Source organism: Rhizobium sp. HT1-10, assembly GCF_049472505.1.
GTDB lineage: Bacteria > Pseudomonadota > Alphaproteobacteria > Rhizobiales > Rhizobiaceae > Rhizobium.
The window spans coordinates 712,950-731,798 of record NZ_JBCEBQ010000002.1 but is presented as its reverse complement, the minus strand read 5'-3'; the positions used below and the strand labels follow the sequence as shown (position 1 = coordinate 731,798).

Here is an 18,849-nt window from a genome sequence, read left to right as displayed (position 1 = left end):
ATCTGCCTGACCTCAAGGACATCTAAGGCGTGAATAGTTTTGCGTTGGCGGCCGGCGAGCAGCCGGACACCCTTAAGCCGGATCCCAACACTCCGGACAGTGGCCTAGCAGCATTGACCGCCGTGGCCGGCTACTACCGGATAGCATCTCGGCCGGAAACCCTATCACGCGAGCTGGCTCTGACTCGCCCAGCCTCTCGCGAAGACATTCTGCGCGCGTCAATGAAACTCGGCCTCAAGGCTAAGGTGATTACCGTTGGCGACGAAAAGCGGCTGACGACGCTGCCAGCGCCGGCCCTTGCGTCTTTGTCCGATGGAACATTCGCCGTGTTCGGCGGCGTCATGGGCGATGGAACCTATCGCGTGATCAATCCGCTGGACTTCAGCGTGCGCAACATGACGCCGCGTGAGGTGCTCGACGCTACCCATGGCAAGTTCATCCTGGTGCAGCGTAAATTTGCAGGAGCCGGGGCACCGGCCAAGACGTTTGGTTTTTCCTGGTTCCTACCGTCGATCTGGCGCTACCGGAAAGCATTTGGCAATGTGCTCCTGGCCTCGCTGTTCGTGCAGCTGTTCGCTTTGGTGACACCGCTATTTTTCCAGGTGGTCGTAGACAAGGTGCTGGCCCACCGCAGCTATTCGACGCTGATTGTTCTCGTCATCGGTCTGGTTGCGATCGGGCTCTTCGACGTCATTCTGCAGTATCTGCGGACCTACGCCCTGTCGCACACGACGAACCGCATCGATGTCGAGCTAGGCCGCCGGCTGTTCCGCCATCTTCTCAACCTACCGCTGAGCTACTTCGAGACCAGAGCTGCAGGTCAAACCGTGGCTCGTGTCCGGGAGCTCGAGACCATCCGAAACTTCCTGACCGGTCAGGGGCTGTTTTCTGGGCTGGATTTCATATTCACGATCGTCTTCATCTTCGTGCTGTTTTCGTATTCTTCGAAGCTCGCCTGGATTGTCGTCGCCTCTATTCCGTTCTACCTCGCTATTGGTTTCCTGATACGCCCTTTCCTCAAAACCAAAATTGATGAGAAATTCGACCGCGGCGCGTTTAGCCAGCAGCTTCTCGTCGAATCCGTGGTCGGTATTCAGACCCTGAAGGCATCTGCTGTCGAGCCTGTCGTCGCTGCTCAATGGGAGGAGCGGCTCGCAGCCTATGTCCAGTCATCATTTTGGACCACCATGCTGGCCGCCAAGGGTCAGAACGCCATCCAGTATATCAATAAGATCACGTCTGCGGCCCTCCTATTGTTTGGAGCGCAAGCCGTGATCAACGGGGAGCTTACGGTTGGTGCCCTTGTAGCTTTCAACATGATTGCCGGACAAGTCTCGCAGCCGATCCTTCGCCTGTCGCAGCTTTGGCAGGACTTTCAGCAGGTTCAGGTTTCTGTCGCTCGCCTGGCCGATATATTGAATGCACCGCAGGAACCTCGCCCAGCTGTGGCGGTAAGCCTGCCGACGCCAAAAGGCGCCATCACTTTCAAGTCCGTCAATTTTCGCTACGCTCCGGATGGTCAGGACGTGCTGAAGGACATCACGTTCTCCGTTAGGCCAGGTGAGGTGATCGGGATCGTCGGTCCGTCGGGCTCGGGCAAGTCAACACTGACCAAGTTGGTCCAGAGGTTCTATATTCCGAACAATGGCCAGGTCCATGTCGACGGCCATGACATCGCCCAGATCGATCCGGCGTGGCTCCGATCGAATATCGGCGTCGTGTTGCAAGAAAACATGCTGTTTAATCGCAGCATTCACGACAACATCTGTCTCGTCAATCCGGCGATGTCGCGGGCGGCTGCAATTCATATGGCCAAACTTTCCGGAGCAGACGAGTTCATTTCAAAACTCCCGCGTGGATATGACACGATCATCGAGGAGCGCGGCGCCAACCTGTCTGGTGGGCAGCGCCAGCGTCTGGCGATCGCGCGTGCCTTGGCAACCAATCCTCCTATCCTCATCCTTGATGAGGCCACGAGCGCTCTCGACTACGAGAGCGAGCGCATCATTCTTGGCAACATGCGCGAGATTGTTCGCGGTCGAACCGTGATCATCATTGCCCATAGGCTAGCGACCGTCCGTCACTGCAATCGCATCATCGGCATGAAGGACGGGCGCATCGTCGAAGAGGGAACGCATGAGAGCCTCCTCGCCCGGCCTGGAGGACTTTATGCGCATCTTTGGGACCTGCAGTCGGGATCGAACCAGCCATGAATGTAGCAATCCAAAAATTGCCGAAGCCTGAACGGCCGGTCAAGCGACAGCCTGTCGACAACGAGTTTTTGCCTGCTGCGCTTGAGATCTTGGAAACGCCGGCATCGCCAACCCGCACTGCATTCATCTGGTTCATCTGCATCCTGTGCTCGGCGACCATCCTTTGGAGTTATTTCGGCACGTTCGATATTGTCTCGACGGCGCAGGGAAAGATCCAACCCACGGGGCGGGTAAAAATCATCCAGGCCCTTGAGATGGGCAAGACGAGATCGGTGCCTGTTACCAATGGGTCCGAGGTGAAGGCGGGCGATATTCTGGTCGAGTTAGATGCCACCGAACTCCAGTCTGACGAGCTCGCTGCGTCTTCCAGCCTCGCGTCCTATCGCGGGGAGCTCGTGAGGCGCAACGCTGTGCTGGCTGTGGCAGCCAAATGGCAGACGGACGGCATTTGGAACAGCGATAGATTGATAGCCAACGATCCCCTACCCTTCGCGGATGGGACGCCCGTGACCATTCGCAACCGCGAGCAGTTGATCTACGCTGCTGACTTATCCCAACTCGACACCTCTCTTGATAACCTCGCAGCGCAGCGCCAACAGCAGCAAGCCACAATCAATCGGCTGACGGGCGCCATCGCTGCTCACCGATTGCTGATCGCAACTTTGGCGGAACGCGTTGCGATGCGCTCCAGTCTTATGACGAGTGCCGCAGGTTCTAGAGCAGGCCTGATCGATGCGATGGAAGGCCAACAGAAGGAAGAGTCTGACCTTGCCGAGCAGCTGGGCCAGCTTGAGGAGGCGCGCGCGGCCTTTGTGGTTGCCACGACCGAAGGCAATAAGACGCTTCGGGCATTTATTGCCGACAACGTCGTGAAGGAAGGGGACGCCTCCCGCCAGGTGGATCAGTTGGAGCAGCAGTTGGTAAAAGCCGAAGCGCGGCGGGAGGCTATGACAATCAAAAGCCCGATAGACGGTGTAGTTCAGACCTCGGCCATCACGACCATCGGTCAAGTCGTCTCGGCCGGTACCGAGTTGATGCGGGTGGTGCCGAAGGGTGCTGCGTTGGAGATCGAAGCGTACATACCCAACAGCGATATCGGCTTTGTCTCGGTTGGGCAGGAGGCTGTGATCAAGGTTGAAGCGTTTCCCTTCACTCGCTACGGAATCATCAGCGGCCACGTCACCGAGGTCGGAACAGATGCTATTCCCGAACCCGATGCGCAGGCCCTCGAAGGGCAACCGGCAAAAGAACTTCAAAGCCTGATCCCGATCGGTAATGTCCAGCGGGTTCAAAACCTCGTATTTCCTGTGACGATCAGGCCAGATGTCTCAACCATCAATGTTGACGGAAAGACCTTGCCGCTATCGTCGGGCATGGCCACGACGGTCGAGATCAAGACTGGCAAACGACGAATTCTGGAATATTTGTTTTCGCCGCTCGCCGAAATCACATCGGAGGCAATGCAGGAGCGGTAGGCCTGATTGATGCTATCAAAGGGGTCCCGGCCGAGTCAATTTTGCGTTGGTATGGCAAGTCTTCTTCTACGAAGCTGAATACCAATCATGAGCGGATCCCGCCCTGTGCAATACGACGATGTCATCGGGTCGCAACAGCACTCCTTTGCGCATCTCGTAAAGCAAGGCTACCTCGATAGCCCCAAACTTCGGGCGAATATCGAGCAACGACATTTTTAATGATGAGCGCAGTTTGAACCGACAGCCCGTTGGGAACAAACTTTACGTTTTCAATATCACTACCTTTAGACAGGTCCCTGTAGAGCAGCAGCGCGTACAGATAGCTACCCGCGAGTGTTGGATGATTGCCATCAACTGTCATAGCGATTTCAGGATGGTTGCTGCGCAGATCGTTCCAAACTGTACCCAACTTGATCTCGTGGGCGTTCGACTTTTGGGCAATGAGCTCATGGCCTCTGTCGATCTCGTTCTGATAGGAGCTTCGTTGCGTTTCGCTAAATGGATTTGCCGCAGTTGGTTCGTAGGACCAGTTTACGACCAAATCTGGTTTAGCCCTGCGCAGCTTAATAGCGCTGAGGAGTTTGGGCCCGTAGGTCTCAAAGCTCTCCGTAAGTCCTGGATCAGAGAAGGCCCTACTCTCCGCCTGTACGATGGCGTCGTCCCAGGTCTGTTGCAGCAACTGCTGGGTGTATGAGCTATCCCACAGCAGTTCGAGGCTGGAGCCGGCGGGGGTCTGCTGTGTAATTTGATACTTTTCGGGGCTGCCTGCGGAATCTGCAATCTCGCGCAACATCTGCGGCATATGATTGTAATAAGTCCGACTGTTGCCAAGCATTAGAATTTCGCGAGCCGGGCGGGCGTCAAAATTGTCGGTAACGCGTTGCTGTAGCTCGCCAAAGCTGCGGTGCTGGCCGAATTGGAACCAAGACAGCCCAACAATGCAGAGGACCAAGACAAAACGAAAGGCAATACGCATACAGTTCCTACGAGTGGCCATACGGATATACGCGACGGCGGTCCACCCTTGAGAGTACAGTTGTGGTCGTGACATTACCCTTGATCAAGTTCGTAAAATTTTACTTTCAACCATTAAATCGGATACCCGTTGCACAATTTGAAATGTCGTGGGCATCCCGTTGATGGTGTCCTGTTTCGATCATCACGCCGTTACATCTGGCCCACGCGTCGAATACCTAACCGACCATAGGTGACCTCCGTGCCCCGATTAGATGACCGCCGGTAAAAGCGGAAACCAAACTGGCGGCTGCCAGCGCCAGGATGCGCTCCGAAATAGAGACCGCCGCAAGTCGCTTGAGGCAAATGTGAACGCCTTGAAAGGACTCGAACCAGCGACCCCGTCTTGCAGGTGGCGTATTTTGCTCCAATTTCCTAAATCCGACAAAGGCTTGCGCTCCAAGATGGCGGGTATGGGACCGGTAGACTGGCGGCAACTCGAAGCTTCAAATGAGAATTGAACCTTAACACCAAGATAGTGGTGGAATTTTTGATTCCACCACGCTAGGCGTGGTGTTGGAGGGGCGCCGTGTCGACAGCTACAACTATTTCAGTCGCGGAGACGATCGACTTGCTCGACGGTCCGCTGGGCAGCTTTTCCGCAGGCTTCCAGGCCGGGCTTTACACCCTCTGGTTGGGATCGGGCATTTCGCGTGAACGCGTAGTCGGGCTGGACGGGGTGCTGGCCAAGCTGCTCGAGAATCTGCGCCTCCGCATCACCGGCGCAGATTGCGAACACCATCGGGCCTTCGAGAAGATCCTTGCTCTTGCCGACCTGTCTCCCCCCGAAAAAGCGCAGATCGACCTCACGCAGCCGATTGCTTCCTGGCCAATCCACGACGAACTAATAAATCGGCTCTGGAACAAATACTCGAAGGTGCTTGGCACCGAGGTTCAGGGCCAGCCGCTCGACTACCTTCTCTGGGACATCCTCGACTTCCCCACGACGTTTGCCTCACAAAAGGCCGATGCGGAGCACTTGGCAATCGCGATGCTTGTACTCGAAGGCGTGGTGTTGGATCTCGCGACAGCCAACTGGGATGGGCTGCTGGAAGCTGCAATGGTAGAGCTTGGTCGGCCGAACGAGACGTTCCGTGTCGCCGTTACCGGAGGCGATCTCCACGGACCGCCGGGGATCGGAACGTTGTACAAGTTCCATGGATGCGCAAACCGGGCAATCGAGAATGAGGCTAACTACCGACCACTGCTGGTAGCCCGGGAAGCAGCCATAACCCATTGGGCGCAGAATCAGCGCTTCACGCAGATGCGGGAACAGCTCAGGGCGCTCATTGCTCGTTCAAGAACGCTGATGATCGGATTGTCTGGGCAGGACACGAACATCCAGCAGCTCTTCGGGGCGAATGGTTGGGTGTGGAATTCCGTCCCGGTGCCCATCGTCTTTGCGGCTCAGGATCTCTCCGAGGGCCAAAAATCTATTCTCGAGGGTGCTTATCAGGGCGATTATGAAGCCAACCGCGAACAGATCCGGGCGGACGCCACCATACCTGCTTTTGCAAAACCACTGCTATTGGCGCTCCTGCTGCGCACATTGTTCGGCAAGCTTGCCGCCCTCACTGGTCTGCTTACGTCGCCAGCCGTTGGCGCCGTGGGCAAGCAAAGCCTGGCCGAGGGTCTTAAGGCGCTCGAACGTTCTGCGGCGCGAGCCGGGAACGCCAACCGCTATGATTGCGCCCGGACCATCGCCGCTTTGATTGGCAGGGTCTCCGATCAGTTCCTCGGAGGTCAGGGAAGCGCCGGCCGCCGCAGCTACATGCCGCTCAGTTTGCAGCCGGCGCATTTGATGCAGCAGGATCCGGCGGTCATGCTCTCTGGCCGGCCGGAAGCCGCTGCCGCACTGGGGTTGATCGGACAGGGTCTTGCCGCCAACAAATGGTCCGTCGCGGTCGACGACCCGGAACAACCAACGAGCGGGGCGCTACGACTGGTAGCCCCCGCGGCACAGGCCCGCGTGTTTCTGGCCGCCAATGACGAAAACATTAACCAGCTCATCGCGTCCGGGGCATTCGACGAGGAAGATGCCGACGTGGTCGTCATGTGCTCGCGCAAGGTCACTCCGCGGCAGCAACGGAGCCCTTCTGCGTCATGGAGGACAGGTAAGGCGTCGCCGCGCTATGTTAGCGTGAGCGACCTCCTGGACGCCTCCCCGTCGTTCGAAGAGATCCAGAACAGGTTCAACTCTGAGGTCGGACTATGACGACAGCGGAAACCGTCTACGACATACTGACGAAGGACGGCGGTTATCGACCGCTCGGGAAGCCGATCAAGATCGGTTCGCAGGCCTTCGATTTCACCCATGTACTGGTGGCCGGCGAACGGGCAAACGACCTTGTCATTGTAATCGAACTCACTGGTGCGTCAGACGACGCACAAGTCACGAGGTCGGTCCTCGCCTTTACGCGTGCGTTGGATGTGGTGGGTTCGAAGCGATCGGTAACCGCCGTCCTCACCTCCGGCCAAGCAGACAGCAACCTGGTGAACTCGATCAGTCGCGTCTGCCGAGTTCTGCCGGTCGGTGCGCCCAGCGGGCCGTCGGCAGAAGAAATGGTGCGTGACTGGTTGGCCGTGCTGCTGCCGCTTAAGAGCCCTCCGCCGGTCGAGCATCTGGCAGATTGGAAGGCCAGTCTCGATAAGCAGCTTGAGGACACTCAAAAAGAACCGGCTGTCGGCCGTTTCGTCCTACTGGCCGAAGAAGGCAAGGAGGCCGTAGAAACGGCGCTGGCCTTGCAGATTTCAACCCTTGCCGACCAAGTGCTGGAGGACGGAGCCGAGCAATGATGAAACCGCGCCTCAAGTCGCTCTCGATTCAGAATTTCCGTTCCTTACGTGGATCCGTGGTCATTCCACTCGACGCGCAGGTGGTACTGGTTCACGGCACCAACGGCATGGGCAAGACGAGTGTTATGTCTGCCATCGAGCTTGGGCTCACTGGCGCCATCGCCCATCTGGAAGACCAGTCGAAGTACCACGAGTTCCTTACCCACATTGACACAGCAAGCGGTTCGATTCAGCTCACCCTTGAAGGCATGAATGGCCGTTCGAGCGGTGCTGGCCAGGTCGCATTCGCTCCCGGCACATTCACCGCGACGCCGGCGCTCAATGAAGCGGATGCCAGCTTCTTTGCAGAGCGGTGTTCCCTGCCGCAGGCCGTGCTGGGCCGGTTGCTCGACATATACGATCAAAAGAAGACCTCGAACTCGCGGCTAACGGAGTTCGTGAAGGAGTTGCTGCGGCTCGACGCGCTCGATGCCCTCGTGGACGGCCTCGACCACGCGTTCAATGTCACCCGGATTCGCAAACTCGCTCCTGTCTACCGGCAACTCGAAGAAGCCAGTGATCTGCTCGACAAGCAACTCGATCGCGAGCGGTCGAATGTCGAATCCGCTGAGGAGGCGACAATGCAACGGATTGCCCGCCTCAATGACTTGCTTTCCTTGATAGACCCCACCGCGGTGCCAGTCCGTCTTGGTTTCGATGTTGGTGCGGTGCTCGCTCGTGTCGGAAACCGGGACGAAGACCAGATCGAACTCGCCAGTGTCGCCCAGCAGGGCTCAGACGTGAGCTCTTTGATGAGCCGTCTGGAGCAGACTGCGGCGGGAAGTCCGGATACCGAGATCGCGGCGCTGGAGCGCGACGCTGCCGCCATTGGGACCGAATACGAGACGTGGCGGAATGGAGTGGGAACGCAGATCGCTGAGACGCTGGACGCCCTCAGACATTTTCATTCGGAACTGTCGCCCCTCGATGGCGCAAGCGTAGACGAACAGATCCGGGATGCTTTGAGCTGGTGTGCTGTAGAGGTTGAGCGCTGCCAGCGACTGCTGGATCGACACGAAACTACCAGCCAGCAGCTGGCGACGGCGAGAACAACCATCCAGAGGGCGACGACGCGAATTGATGAGATAAATCAGGCGCTAGAGGCGGGCGCCGGGGATGCGCGTACCCTGGCCGCTGCCCTCGCGGGAATAGCGCCCCATGTTGAAGGGGACATGTGTCCGGTATGCAACCGCGACTACGCCGAGGTTGATAGTGGCTCGCTTACCGCGCACATTGCGGCCACGATAGCGAGTCTCACATCGGAGGCGGGACGCCTTCAGGCTCTCTCGACGGAACGTGCGTCAGAAAGCGAACGGTTGACAAAGGCGAGACGGGATGAGGTCTCTGCTGAGCGGCTGGTGATGCAGCCCGATGAGCTTGTCGATCTGCGCAGACGCCAGTCCGGGATTGCGTCGATCAGGTCAAGGCTTGAGCCGCTGCAGGGAGAAGCAGGTCGCGGGCAAAGCCTCCTCGTCAGCCTCGATAACGCTCGCCGAACACTTGTCACCACGAGGCGAGCAGGGTTGCAGTCGGCCTCCCTGCTTCCGGAGATCAATGCGGCGGTGGAGCGGGCAACGGGCCTGCCGACGACGAGCTTCCCAAGCCTACGCGAGGCGCTTGAGGGCGCGATTGAAGCACTAAGCGGCCGGCTCCGAGCGGTTCAGACGGCTCTTTCGTCGCGCGTCTCGGTCGAAACCGAAATTGAGCAGTATTCCCGCGAAGCCCAATTGCTTTCGGATCGCGTAGCACGGGCCAAGCAGCTCGAGGAGCGCAGTGCGACGGTGAAGGCGACCTTTGCTTCAATTGGTCAAATTCGGGACACGGCAAAAAACCTCGCGACAGCGGCGACCCAGGTCCGTTCGGGGATCGTCCGCGACGTCTTCAGCGGGTCGCTCAATAAAGTTTGGCGGGACCTATTCGTACGGCTTGCTCCAAACGAGCAGTTCGTTCCTCAATTCCGGCTTCCCGATCAGGGTAACGAAAAGGTGGAGGCCGTGCTCGAAACTTTCCATCGGTCGGGACAGTCTTCCGGTCCTCCGGGAGCTATACTTAGCCAAGGCAACCTCAATACCGCAGCTCTAACTCTGTTCCTCGCATTGAACCTGTCTGTGCCGCCGCAGTTGCCATGGCTTTTGCTTGACGACCCCGTGCAGTCGATGGACGACGTACACATCGCGCAGTTCGCAGCCCTCTTGCGGACCTTCTCAAAGGGTCTCGGCAAGCAGGTAGTTATCGCGGTGCACGAACGGGCCCTGTTCGAGTACCTGACGCTCGAACTGAGCCCGGCGTTCGCTGGCGATAGCCTAATAACTGTCGAGATCAGCCGGAACTTCGTCGGAGATGCCGTGGCGACCCCGCACTTCTATGTGTTTGAGGACGACAAGGCTGTCGCTGCCTAAGGGGGATAGCAGCATTTCTAGCTGGCGCAGAGGCAAAAATTTCGGGCGCGTTGGCTTGCAATGTCTCCTGTACCGGATAGTCCAGTCAATCAAAATCAGATCGCTCGATGTGAACGGAAACGAAAGCGTTCCAATAAAAACGGCTACCAAGATCTTGCGATTTCAGGCAGATAACAAAATCTGATTGTGATCTGTCGTTGAGCGCTGCAACGATGTATTCAACAAGTGAAATTTCGCAGTAGGAATGTCGCCCCCTCCGTGGCGGCTCCCAGTCCCATCTTCAGTCCGTTCCGCCGTCCCCTGTGCCGACCCTCTCAGCTGGACAAGGAGTTTCAAACGTTTATACAGTCCTATCTACTGGATGCACGGAAGAAATCTGTCGCATTAGGAACCGCGGTTGCCCTTAGGCAAGGGTGAAAAGTTCGGACTGCGCTCCTCAAGCGACCCCAGTAATGCCATCTCCTCGCTGTTGAGGTTGGCACGATCGCCATCGGACACTACCTGACCGTGCAGCTGTGAGCGCTGCTCGTCCCAGCGGCGGGACAGGACCGACCAATGGTGTTCGTCATAGGTGCCGCGAAAGATCACCGGACGGAATTCTATTCTTGGCAAGTCGGCGTTGTGCAGACCTATCGCAGCCCGCAGTTTGCGAGACCAATGGCTGTTCATCCGATCTACGCGGCCAATCTGCTGTTCCACCACGGCCGGGTTCCATTCCAGGTGCAGTAGGATGACAGTGCGGCAGCTTTCATGCAGGTTCAAACCTTCGCGCCCGACCAGTGACTGCGCCACCAGAACATGCGGCTCGCTTCCCGAGCGATTGAAGGCCAACTGGACCAGCCGGCGCGTGGTAACCGATGTGCTGCCATGAAGCATTCGCGCGAATGAGGCGCGCGGCGCCTTGAATTCCTGGTCGAGCATGTCATGCAGGCTCGACCAATTTTCGTCTCCGCTTTCTCCCTGCAGCGCGCGGACAACCTCAATGAAAGCATCGAGTACAACGTCGGGCCTCAAGGGCGTGTCGATCGGCAGAAATGGCTCTATGGCGCGGGCAAGCAAGACGACGGATTGCGGCCGCAGACCACTGCGTCCTATCTCGGTCAGCAAATCTGCCAACTTCAAACTTTTATCTACAGACGCTTTGTCGATGAATGCATCGAGGTGATCTCGCAGTGACTGCCGGTGTTTCTCGAAGTCGCGATATTTGCCGCTCAGATATTCGTCGATCGCCTGGCGGTTGTAGCCCATGCCAAGTTGTCCGGCGGCGACCCGCAGGGCATCCTGCTCGCCGTCGCTTGTGCTTCCATGAGGCCAAGTCTTTCCCTCGCTTACCGCCCGAAGCAAAGCACGTGCATTTAGAAGCTCCGTCAGGATACGCATGGGACGCGTGAAGCGGCCGAATACCAGAACCTTTTCGCTGGCCCCCGTATGCGCCTCAATTTCGCGGGTCGCCGCAAACAGAACGGGATGGTCGAATAGGCTTGCATCGCCATTGACGAACGGCGCCTGCAGCACGCTCTTCCAGAAATCTGCACGCTGCTTGCGTTTGCGGCTCCCATATTGCTCATCCAAGGGCTTGACGCCGTCGTCGACAAGGTCTTCGTTGAGCTGTTGAACATCGGCCTTGTTCTCTAAGGCAGAGTAGCCTCCTGTCGCCTGCTTAGTCAGCTTATCGATTATGCCCGCCACGCCGTGACCATTGCTGATCGTTAGCCTTGCCCTCGCCTCCGTCGTGCCTGCGGCCGATTGGCCAATCACCGAAAGCGCTTCGGCGGCAAACACGACTTGGCGCCACTTTTCGGACAATTCATCGGCTTCGACCGCAATGGGACGTTCTTTCCGGTAACTGGAACCGTCCTTCGCAAGTTCATTGAACATCTTGATCGTCTCGTCGAGCCGCTTGTCCCGGCGCACGACCCAGGGTGCGAGAGCTTTCTGAAAAGCCGTGGATGCCTTGACATAGACATCGCGAGCCATCTCGTCGCTGCGCCAGCGTTGCCGGACGGCTGCGGCGGCGTCGCGAAACTCATAGATCGAGGGCTTTATCCTCGCCCATTCTTTGCCGTCCATGCCGACGCGGCGGAGCGTATTTTCCCACTGCCAAACATCGAGTTCGACAGGGGTCGCCGTGAGACCCAGCATCCTGAAGGTTTTCCCGCGTCGAAGCAGTACGCTTTCAAGAAGGGCCGTCAACTTGCTCCACTCGCTGCGGGCCTTGTGTGCTTCATCAACAACGACGAGATCGAACGCGCCAAGGGCAAGGCCAAGACTGCGCTCAAGCAGCTTCAGCTCCGGGGAATGGTTCTGGAATCTGTCGGAGTCGGCGTCGTCCAGCGCGGCGCGGTCATGCAACTGGCGAAACTCATCGATGATCTTGTCAGCAGCGGCTTTCGTGTGACTGCGGATGCCGGCGCGATCGAAGATCGCGGCGGATGCGATGTCGATACCGGGATGACGCCAACCTGCCGGCTTTCGCCCCAGCCTAAGATGTGGATCGAAGTCCCGGATGATGTTCTTGAGGAGATCTGCGCGCCAACGCATCCCCCGTGCTGCTCGTACGTCGCCGAAGCGGTTGGAGAGCAGAACCGTAGGCTCGGTCATTCTTGACGAACCGTTGGCCTGGTATTCGCTCATTAGGTTGTCGAAGCTTCTCAGCATCTGTCCGACTCGAATTCCCGCGTCGGCGAACTCCTTATGCCATTGTGGCTCGACGATGGGGGGCATGACGATGGCAACGCGACCGCCGCATCGGTTGACGGCGAGTGCAAGAGCAACGGCGATGCGCGTCTTGCCCATGCCGACCTCGTCGGCAAGTACGGCGCCGTGGTCCTTCAGCGATCTTGCAAGAGCTTTGACTCCATGAATCTGGCCTTGGTCGAGATAATACGACGGAACCAACTGCTGTTCGTGCATCGCGCCTAGACAAGTCGCAACGGCATCCCAACCAGCAAACTTGCGCATCCTAGCCGGCATATGAACTCCTATCCTCAAACCCACGAAAATCTTTGACACCCCAATTGGCCTCGACTGCTTTGAGCGCAGCATCGAGAGATTCAAGCGCCTCACCGCCCGGCGTAACATAGTCCGGCAGGAACGGCGCCAGACGCAGGCAGGTGAGGGGATTTGTCTTGAGCTTCACCAACGCTTCGACGAGGAGCCCAGCCCTCGCCTTTCCTTCCTTGGCTCCGCGGCGCTTGTTTCCTGGCAGATTGCCCAATTGCGAAAGCACGCACTGGAGACGCTGCGTCCAGGACCACCAGTCCGCTTCGAGCACCATGGTCTGGCGCTCGGCGATCGACTCGATCAGCTGCATGGTCCGGCGAATGGCGTAGTGAGTATCCGAACCAGCACCGCCGGGTAGGCTTGCCCGGGTATCGCTAGCGCTCGAGGAGTCATTACCCTCGTCGTCGGCATTGCCGCCTTCCGGGGCCGCCGGGAAGCGCTCGAGAAGCTCGATCGCCCGCTCGAGCTCGATCGCTTCCAGCGGACTTGCTGCAAGCCTTCCGTAGATATCTAGCACCGGAACTTGGACAACCGATCCGCGGCCGAGCCGGTCCTCGAACCGCACGCCTACCTGTGCGGGTTGCTCGCCTGGCCAAGGGAAGCGCCCCGAGCTACCCGCTGCAACCCGCTCGCCTCCCGGACCGATCACGACGATACCCGAGCCGTCCTCGCCCTCTGGCACCAAGAGAAGCCCCGTCGCATCCGTTTCCCTCCACAAGAGGTGGGAAACCGGCGCGGCGATGAAACGCGTTTCGCGCTCGGGCGGTCCGTCGCCCGGCTCGAGTTGCGAAACATTGGTAATCTCGTGATGCCAGCTTACCGGCAGGACCTTACTGAGATGAGTGACGCCAGGTACCTTGCTCTCGTGCCAATGCAGGCCGGGAGCGGCCGCGATGATGCCGGCCTCGAGGTTGCCGCCCTGCCGCAGAGCGTCGAGAAAACCGGCACGCGTCAGGTTGCCGGAGCCAAGATAGAACCAGGCAGCGGAGCATCTGTCGCTGCTGTCCTGATAGTTGGCTGAAAAGATAAACTTGGCGTGGAGGCGTCGCGTGTCGTCGTCACCCTTCGACGGATATTTCAATGCGGGACGGAGCTTCCATTTCCTTTCCTGCATGGCGGCAAAGACCCTTTCGTCTGCTAGGGCAGCACAACTGTCCGTCTCGATGACGAGGTTGATTTCCGCACCCCGCGTCAGCAGGCCACCACCGGTCAAGGTATCGATGATCGCGCTCGGGACGATCGGCAGTCTGTCACCGGGCACGCCCTCCCAGAAGCCGGAGCCGAGAACGAGGGTATTGCGTCGCTGCGCCCCGGCGTGAACTCTGACGCGCTCGTCAAGCTGCGTGATGAGCGCCTGCTGAGCGGTATGGACGAAACGTGGCCGGACGTCATCGTCCGGCGCAATCGCATCGACCCAGCGATGCATCTCCTCAAAGGCACCACGCTGCGTGACCAACGCCTTGCCTCCAGCAGCCTTGTCTTCGAAAAGACCGCACTGATAATGCTGCCGCAACCAGCGCCAGAAGTCGCGCGCCGCAGCGATATCGGCCAAGTCGGCGAGAAACGCGTCGCTGGTCTCTCCGGCTTCCAGATCGTTGGTCGTCAGATCCAGCCGCCAGACAAGATCGATGCTGTCCTGGGTGGTCTGCCGGGTCCAGTTGCCCGTCGCCACCAGCAGGCGCAAGGCCCAGTTCCTGTCATCAGATATGTCACGAAACGCCAGGAGCGCAACCTTGGCATGCATCAAGCGGTAGGGTGGTGTTTCGTTGAGGGCAGGCAGCTGCAAGACGCCGGGCGCTTCCCCGGGCGGTATCTGCGGCTGAGAACTGTCTAGGCATAGGCAGATGAATGTACGCCCAAGATCGGCGCGAGCCCGCTTCCCGAGGCCGGTAAAGCGCTCGACAAAGGCATCCATGAAGTCAGCATCCGCAGAAAAGCCACAGACCCAGCCGGCATGGCCACGCATTCCCTCCGGGGGGGCAGCATGTTCGATCAGCGAAAGCGGATGGTGCGGATCGATCGTCATGGCTGTCTCTGTATCTGGATGTAAGTGCCAAGTCGCCCATCCACGTCGAGCGTCAGGCGGCGCAGGTGGATCATGCGCACGGATATGTACGGCGGCAACAGGTCCCGCTCGGCGCGCTTCGGCGCGCCGTCGACCGTGTCCTCGGTCTCAGCTTCGGTGACATCGCCATCGTAAACGGCCAGCGCAGCGTCGCTTCTCCAGGCAGCGGTCGGAAGGACCACGCCGCCCGTCACTCGCAGCATGTGGTTTTCGCGCTTCACCAGCATAGTGATTGCGGCAGCGTCAGATTGAAGAGCTTCTGCGCAGAATGCCTCCGCCGCGCTGGCAGCCTCCCTTGGACCATAGCTGTCCAGGGATTGAAAGCTCCTCGCCTGGGCTCGCCAAGCGCTCAGCGCATCTAGAATTTTTTCGGGCAGCGGCCGGGCAAGATTTATACGTGGCTGGAGGACGAGGTGCTGTTCGATCTGCAACAGTACATCGATCGCGGCACCGCGAGTTTGCAGCAGCGCCGCGCCGGCGCGCATGTCCTGCCAGTGATCCACGGCGATTCCGAGAGGGCGGTCATCCCAATCCGTGTGGGGATTCGAGCCAAAATCCTCGACATCTATCCGCCGCATCCATGCCATAGCATTGCGGCGACGTGCGGCGGCGTCATTCGAGCCGCTCCCGACATCTCCCATAAAGCCTATCGCTTCGCGCATCACCTTGCGCGCGCCCTCTTCGGCCTCGCTGGTGGGGTTCAATTTGCGTTTCAAAAACGGCGTGAAGTTTACGTCGCGGCCATTCACCCAGTCACGAAGAGATTTCTGAAGATTTTTCTGTCCCGGGCCACCATTGCCGAAGACCGCGTCGATGAGCAGCTGGCCCTTTGCATTGACAGAAAAGCTGTTGTACCTGGACCCATCGGCATCGACCAGGCCGAGCCCCCGCAAGGCCCCCACGCAGGCCATGCGCATGGGCTGCGTGACATAGGCGGACGTCCCTGTGAGGACCTGGAAGCTCCTGTCCTTGCCGGCCTCCTGCAGCACTCGGAGCTTGCGTGGACCGCGTAGCCGCCAGTCGCCGCGTTCCCAGCGCTCGTGTTCATAGCCGATCCAGCAGGCGAGCGCTTCTATAGCATTCGAAATTTCGATCTTGCTGCCGGCCTCCTGCGCTTCCGTTGCAACCCGAATGCCTAGCAGCGCAAGTGCGGCCTGGCGGATAAACCACAGACCGCCTAATCCGGGAGCAGCAGCCTCGTTGTAGAGCATGACGGCCCTGCCAAGGTCGAGGGTGAGCCTCCGGCGCGCCGGTTTCACGTTTTCCTTTGCAAGCAAGCCCCAATGTACAGTCATGAACGACATCCTTTTGCCTGATCACATACGAGAGAATGCACGCCATCAAAATGGCGAAACGAGAAAAATATCGAAATCTGCAACTGCTTTCACCATCCGAACCAAAAAGTTGGAAGTCGATCTACGTCATTTGGAAGTTCGGATGGCGTGATGTCCGCATTTGACGGCAGTCAAGTTAAGTAGTTGAAGCAAGGTCACGGGAGGTGAACCATCGGTCAGCTTGCTGAATATTATAAGTATCTGACTATCAATTGAATTTTTGATCAAATTCGTCCTATGGCTTATCGGGAGACAACGGCTGAAGCTAGTGACATTCGTAAGCCAGAGCCAAATTGCCCGTGGCAACCGCAATAGGCTTCTTAGGAAAAGTCAGGACAATAATTTTGTTATTTGATCAAGATCGCGGATGAAATAAGACTGCCAGTTCAATGGGGGAACGGGCTATGGAAAGTACGCTGCAAGGAAGGCTTCGGAATACGCACCTGCCAGCCAGCAAGGCGATGATCCCACTGTATGAAGCAATCGTGAACTCGATACATGCGATCGAAGAGCAGGCTGCGCTTAGTGGCCGTCCCGTGCGCGACCATACGATCGCGATCACGGTCATTCGCGAGGAAACCCTGCTATCTTCAACTGACGGACGCTCTGAAGATCGTATCGATGGGTTTTTGATCGAGGACAACGGGATCGGCTTCACCGAAGAGAACTGGTCTTCATTCAAGACTCTTGATTCTCTATACAAGGCTCAGAAAGGCAGTCGAGGCATCGGCAGGCTCATGTGGCTAAAAGCCTTCCGAGATGTGAGAATCGACAGCGTCTTTGGCATGTCTGACGCTACACTCCTTCGGAGAATTTTCACGTTCAATCCAGATCGGGATGTTGTGCCCGACGGAGACCCGCAAAAGTCAAGTGCACCACGCGGGACGAGCGTGTCTTTGAAGGGATTTGTTCGGGCCTACGCCGATCAATCTCCCAAAACTCTTCGAGCCATCGCTGGTGGGATCTTGGAGCATTGCCTTTGGTATTTTGTGCGGGCTGAGGGCGTACCAATGATGCGGGTGATCGATAACGCGGAAAGCATCTTACTCGACGATCTTTTTGACGAGCATATGCATTCCGATGCCCGTGCCGAAGAGTTACTGATCGGAGAACATCCGTTCGAAATTACCCACGTGAAGTTCCGCGCGAACTTAAACAAGTCGAACACCCTCAACTATTGTGCTGCCGGTCGTTTGGTTAAAGGTGAGAGTCTTAAGGGCCGAGTTCCCGGTCTCACAAGTACCATGTGCGACGACCAAGGGACCTTCACGTACGCGGCATATCTGACGGGCCCGTATTTAGACGAAAGGGTTGTCGAGCAGCGGATCGGTTTTCACATTGAGGATGAGGGCGTCGGCTTGTTCAGCGGTGCGGAGCTGACGTTCCAGGATATCCGCGACGCGGTCGTGCCGCGCGTGAAATCGTTCTTGGAAGCCAGCCTACGTCAAAATATTGAGGCAAGCGCTGAACGGATAGACAGCTTTATTCAAACTAAAGCGCCCAGGTATAAGGCGGTCCTTCGACATGTTGATACGGAAGAGCTCATCGTAGACCCCAATACGTCCGATCGTGACCTAGACATAGTCTTGCACCGGCAACTGTATAAACTTGAGGAGCGGATCCTCGAAGAGGGTCATGACATCATGGTCCCGCTGAAGGACGAAACTGAGGTTGATTATCAGAACCGCCTTGAAAAATATCTGAACACGGTCGCTGACCTCAACGAGTCTAGCCTAGTTGATTACGTTACCCATCGGCGCATTATTCTCGACCTTTTGGGGGCGGCGATCTATCAGGACGACGATGGGAAATTCGCGAGGGAAGACAAAATTCATGAACTCATTGTGCCGATGCGAAAGACATCTGAAGACTACGAGTTCCGGCGTGAAAACTTATGGTTGATTGACGAGCGCCTAGCTTTTCACGATTTCCTCGCGTCCGATAAGCCGCTTTCGGCTATGCCGATCACGAGCGACTCGAGCGGTAAAGAACCCGACGTTGTAGCGCTGCGCATGTATGACATGCCGGTTCTTCTGGGTGAAAAGGGGCCGCCGCCCGCGTCGCTTACCGTTATTGAAATTAAAAAACCAATGCGGAAAGGCTACATTGCTGGGAAAGACGAGAAGTCGGATCCGATACTTCAATCCTTGGACTACCTCTCGCGGCTAAGAAATGGCGCCGCCACACGTCGAGGTCGCAAAATTCCGAACGCGGAGCAAATTCCCGGCTTCATTTACGTCATTGCAGATTTGACTGACGATCTCGTCCAAAGCTGCGAACTCTTCAACCTTACGAAGACCGCTGACGGTATGGGTTATTTTGGTCACCACCCCAAACCAGCATACAACGCCTACATTCAGGTGATTTCTTTTGATGGACTTCTAAAAAGCGCGAAAGAGCGTCACCGTGCGTTCTTTGAAAAATTAGGATTTCCACCTCATTGAGGCGGGGCAGATCCCTGTGGCCGCACCGTGGGCAGACCACCTAAGAACTGCCCTACTCTACTCAAAG

Annotated in this window: 10 protein-coding genes; 6 read left to right on the top strand and 4 right to left on the bottom strand. The window is 57.7% G+C overall.

Annotated elements, in window-relative coordinates:
• Window positions 1–44 precede the first annotated feature (44 nt).
• Both VH564_RS08515 and VH564_RS08510 read left to right on the top strand, forming a co-directional pair.
• Window positions 45–2,213 (top strand): type I secretion system permease/ATPase, encoded by a 2,169-nt coding sequence (locus VH564_RS08515; RefSeq protein WP_423339411.1) that lies wholly within the window; start codon window positions 45–47, stop codon window positions 2,211–2,213.
• Window positions 2,210–3,688 (top strand): HlyD family type I secretion periplasmic adaptor subunit, encoded by a 1,479-nt coding sequence (locus tag VH564_RS08510; RefSeq protein ID WP_423339365.1) that lies wholly within the window; start codon window positions 2,210–2,212, stop codon window positions 3,686–3,688. Before VH564_RS08515 ends, VH564_RS08510 begins: the two co-directional genes overlap by 4 nt.
• A 121-nt stretch (window positions 3,689–3,809) precedes the next feature.
• On the opposite strand, the gene VH564_RS08505 is transcribed toward VH564_RS08510, so the two are convergent.
• Window positions 3,810–4,664, bottom strand: coding sequence for a hypothetical protein (locus VH564_RS08505; RefSeq protein WP_423339364.1), 855 nt, complete (start codon window positions 4,662–4,664; stop codon window positions 3,810–3,812).
• A 567-nt stretch (window positions 4,665–5,231) separates the two neighbouring features.
• On the opposite strand from VH564_RS08505, the gene VH564_RS08500 reads away from it, so the two are divergent.
• From VH564_RS08500 to VH564_RS08490, 3 genes are read left to right on the top strand one after another with little or no spacing between them, the layout of a single operon-like run.
• Entirely contained in the window at window positions 5,232–6,917 is a 1,686-nt protein-coding gene (locus VH564_RS08500; protein WP_423339363.1) for an SIR2 family protein, read from the top strand.
• On the top strand, window positions 6,914–7,498 hold the full coding sequence (locus tag VH564_RS08495) for a hypothetical protein (RefSeq protein ID WP_423339362.1): 585 nt from the start codon (window positions 6,914–6,916) through the stop codon (window positions 7,496–7,498). Before VH564_RS08500 ends, VH564_RS08495 begins: the two co-directional genes overlap by 4 nt.
• Window positions 7,495–9,936, top strand: coding sequence for an AAA family ATPase (locus VH564_RS08490; protein ID WP_423339361.1), 2,442 nt, complete (start codon window positions 7,495–7,497; stop codon window positions 9,934–9,936). The genes VH564_RS08495 and VH564_RS08490 overlap by 4 nt, the downstream gene beginning before the upstream one ends.
• A gap of 384 nt (window positions 9,937–10,320) precedes the next feature.
• Here VH564_RS08490 and VH564_RS08485 read toward each other — a convergent pair whose 3' ends face one another.
• From VH564_RS08485 to VH564_RS08475, 3 genes are all read right to left on the bottom strand, one after another.
• Window positions 10,321–12,909: a helicase-related protein gene (locus tag VH564_RS08485; RefSeq protein WP_423339360.1), complete on the bottom strand. Its 2,589-nt coding sequence runs from the start codon at window positions 12,907–12,909 to the stop codon at window positions 10,321–10,323.
• Entirely contained in the window at window positions 12,899–14,623 is a 1,725-nt protein-coding gene (locus VH564_RS08480; RefSeq protein WP_423339359.1) for a hypothetical protein, read from the bottom strand. The genes VH564_RS08485 and VH564_RS08480 overlap by 11 nt, the downstream gene beginning before the upstream one ends.
• A 338-nt stretch (window positions 14,624–14,961) precedes the next feature.
• Entirely contained in the window at window positions 14,962–16,308 is a 1,347-nt protein-coding gene (locus VH564_RS08475; protein ID WP_423339358.1) for a hypothetical protein, read from the bottom strand.
• 434 nt (window positions 16,309–16,742) lie between these two features.
• Between VH564_RS08475 and VH564_RS08470 the strand changes: the two genes are divergently transcribed.
• Window positions 16,743–18,782: an ATP-binding protein gene (locus VH564_RS08470; protein WP_423339357.1), complete on the top strand. Its 2,040-nt coding sequence runs from the start codon at window positions 16,743–16,745 to the stop codon at window positions 18,780–18,782.
• Window positions 18,783–18,849: the final 67 nt, after the last annotated feature.

Excerpts from the sequence above, each read along its gene's own strand:
- VH564_RS08510 (WP_423339365.1), top strand. The coding sequence starts at position 2,210 with ATGAATGTAGCAATCCAAAAATTGCCGAAGCCTGAACGGCCGGTCAAG.
- VH564_RS08505 (WP_423339364.1), bottom strand. The coding sequence starts at position 4,664 with ATGCGTATTGCCTTTCGTTTTGTCTTGGTCCTCTGCATTGTTGGGCTG.
- VH564_RS08495 (WP_423339362.1), top strand. The coding sequence starts at position 6,914 with ATGACGACAGCGGAAACCGTCTACGACATACTGACGAAGGACGGCGGT.
- VH564_RS08490 (WP_423339361.1), top strand. The coding sequence starts at position 7,495 with ATGATGAAACCGCGCCTCAAGTCGCTCTCGATTCAGAATTTCCGTTCC.
- VH564_RS08485 (WP_423339360.1), bottom strand. The coding sequence starts at position 12,909 with ATGCCGGCTAGGATGCGCAAGTTTGCTGGTTGGGATGCCGTTGCGACT.
- VH564_RS08475 (WP_423339358.1), bottom strand. The coding sequence starts at position 16,308 with ATGTCGTTCATGACTGTACATTGGGGCTTGCTTGCAAAGGAAAACGTG.
- VH564_RS08470 (WP_423339357.1), top strand. The coding sequence starts at position 16,743 with ATGGAAAGTACGCTGCAAGGAAGGCTTCGGAATACGCACCTGCCAGCC.